Below are 3023 nucleotides of genomic sequence, written 5' to 3'. Positions count from 1 at the left end.
GAGAGGACCCCCCGCCATGCAAAGACGCATTCTGGGCGTGCTCGTCGCCGCCCTCCTCGGGATCGGGACGCTGACCGCCGCAGCGTCCGCAGCGTCCGCCGCGCCCCAGGCGCCGGCGCCGCCCCGCGCCGCCGTCGACTTCACCGGGATCGTCGCGCTGAGCAACTGCTCCGGCTCGCTGGTGCGCACCCCGAACTCCGCCGACGGCGACCCGGCGCTCGTGCTCACCAACGGCCACTGCTACGAGGGCGGCATGCCGTCGGCCGGGCAGGTCATCACGAACCGGTCGTCCAGCCGCACGTTCACGCTGCTGAACTCCAGCGGGACGGGGTCCCTCGGCACCCTGCGCGCGTCGGCGATGCTGTACGCGACCATGACGGACACGGACGTCGCCCTGTACCGGCTCAACCGGAGCTACGCCAGCATCAGGCAGACCTACGGCACGCCCGCTCTGGAGCTGTCGCTCCAGCACCCGACCGCCGGCACCTCCCTGCGCGTGGTCTCCGGCTACTGGCGGCGCATGTACTCGTGCAGCCTCGACGGGTTCGCCTACCGGCTCCGCGAGGGGCAGTGGACGTGGAAGGACTCGGTCCGCTACACGTCCGCGTGCGACGTGATCGGCGGGACGTCGGGATCGCCGGTCATCGACGCGGCGTCCGGTGACGTCATCGCGGTGAACAACACCATCAACGAGGACGGCGGCCGCTGCACGCTGAACAACCCGTGCGAGCTGGACCAGTCCGGCAACATCACGGTGCGCCCGAACATCGGGTACGCGCAGCAGACCTACATCCTCGCCGCCTGCATCGCCCCCGGCAGCGTGATCGACTACAACCGGCCGGGGTGCCTCGTGCCGCGCGGCTGAGCCCGGCGCCGGCGTGCCGCGCGCACGCCCCTCACCCCGCATTCCCCCGCTTTTCCGCGAGCCCGCGGCCGTACGCCGGCCGCGGGCTCGCCGCGTCTCCCGGTCCCCCGTGAGGGAGCCGCGGCCCGTGGACGGCACCCGGTCATCGTGGGCCGACCGGTCGTGCGCGTCCGGGTCCGACCAGCGCGGCTCCGGTCGCGTCGTCGCGGGGCAGGGGGGCGGCCGGATACGGACATTGAACCGGGGACAACCTCCGATTAGACGCTGACTCGCGCCCTTCACAGCGAGTCAAATTACGCCGGGCTCCGTCGCCCTCGCCTTCTCGCGCGCGCGGCGGACCACCGGGAGCCGGAGAGTCCGAGGTCAGGGCCCGGACGCGGAGCCGCGCCGGCGCCGGGGCGGCCGGACGGCGGGTGTCCCCGGGCCCTATTTTCGGACATGACCGATATCTTCCGCGCCGCCGCGCCGCTGGTCATCGAGTACTCAAACTTTTTTTCGATCATTGATCATCCCGGTGACCTTTGTTAACGTGCCCAGCGCGCAACGCAAACGGCACTCTCACTTAATGTGAGAATACGTTTTCACTGCGTTATCCCGCCACTCTACCGACCACTTGCCAACGCACCAGCCACCGTTCCTCATGGTTTCGGACCGACACAATCGGGCCGGGATCCCTCTCCTACACCACGACATCAACGTAGTCAGGCGAACGGTCTAACTAAATGACAGTCCAGTCTCAGTCACATCCTGCCAAAGAGCTCCCCGGCGGCACGTTGGGCGAGCGGGTCCGCGCGTTCGCCGGCAGCCCGCTCTTCCAGGGCGACCCCGAGGTGCTGCACGGTCCCAACCCCTACCGCCGGATGCTCTTCCCCGCCGCGCTGGCCGAGGCGGACTTCGAGCGCCCGCTGCGCCCCGGCGACTGGCCGGCGCACCGCTCCCTCGCCGCGCACCGGCTGCTCGGCACCTGGTACGAGGCCGAGACGGTGCTGCTCCCCGAGCAGGGCCTGGCCGTCCTGCATGACGACTTCGACCTTTTCTACGGCCGTGAGCTGCGTGAACTCCGGGAGGGCACGGTCTCGGAGCTGGAACGGTTCGCGTTCGGCTGCCTGGACGAGGCGGTGGACGTCAGCGGCGCCGCCACCCCCGAGGTGCTGGAGACCTACTTCCGGCATGTGGTGGCCGAGGCCGCGGCCGGGCCGTCGCCGGCGCTCACCGCGATCGCCGACGCCCGGGACCGGGAGAGCGCCGCGGACCTGTACCTGGTGCAGCTCGCCCTCGACGGGCTCACCGAGGCGTCCGCGATGTCGCGGAACCTCGCCGGCGCCTACGGCCCCGAGCAGTCCGCCCTGTTCAAGATCTTCATCGATGAATTCGGCTACGGCGTCTACGACGCCAAGCACACCACGATCTTCGCCAAAATGCTGCGCAGCCGGTCGATGGCGACGCACGTGCACGCCTACTGGAACTTCTACCTGGCCGGCCCGCTGGCGACGAACAACTACTATTACTACCTCTCCCGTGATCATGCCAAGTTCTTCCGCTACGCGGGTGCGGTCACTTACGCCGAGGCGGTTTTCGCGCCCGCGTTCGTGGAAATGGTGAAGGTCTTCCGCGGCATATTCGGCGACGCGGTCGACCTGCATTACTGCGACGAGCACGCGCATATCGACGAGCACCACGGGCGGATCACCCGGGACCAGGTCCTGCTGGCCCTGGCCGGGCGGCACGGCCCGCGCGTCGTGCCCGAGCTGATGCGCGGCATCGCCGAGGCACGGCTGATCGGCGGCTGGTTCGAGGACGACACCGCGGCGCAGATCCAGTGGGCCGACGACCTCCCCCGCCACCGCGACCTCGCGCGGGACGCCGAGGTCACCGGAACGCGCCGGGTCGCGCCGCCGCCCGGCGCCCCGTTCGGCACGCGCGGCCACGACGAGGACACGGTCCTGGAGATCGAGCGGGGCGAGGCCGACCTGATCACCACGCCGACCGGACCCCCGGAGCGGCTGGAACGCGGTGACGCCGTCCTGATCCCCGCCGGCCGGCTCTACGGCGTGAAGCCCCTCGCGGCCGACACCGCCTGGCTGCTGCACACCGCCGCTCCCGGCTGATCCCTCCGTCCGACCAGTGGCGAGGGCGGCCCCGCCGCCCCGCCATGTCC

Annotated in this window: 2 protein-coding genes; both read left to right on the top strand. The window is 70.7% G+C overall.

All coding sequences use genetic code 11. The features are described 5' to 3' along the window. A partial coding sequence (locus ETD96_RS42960) for a S1 family peptidase (RefSeq protein ID WP_240808637.1) occupies positions 1-865 on the top strand: 865 nt, incomplete at its 5' end. Between the two features lie 773 nt (positions 866-1638). Beyond that, a complete protein-coding gene (locus tag ETD96_RS42955; protein WP_138642218.1) occupies positions 1639-2973 on the top strand; it encodes an iron-containing redox enzyme family protein in 1335 nt (444 codons plus the stop codon). Positions 2974-3023: the final 50 nt, after the last annotated feature.

Source organism: Actinomadura geliboluensis (genome assembly GCF_005889745.1).
Lineage (GTDB): Bacteria > Actinomycetota > Actinomycetes > Streptosporangiales > Streptosporangiaceae > Spirillospora > Spirillospora geliboluensis.
Note: the sequence above shows the minus strand (reverse complement) of the source record. Positions and strands in the feature narration are given on the sequence as shown.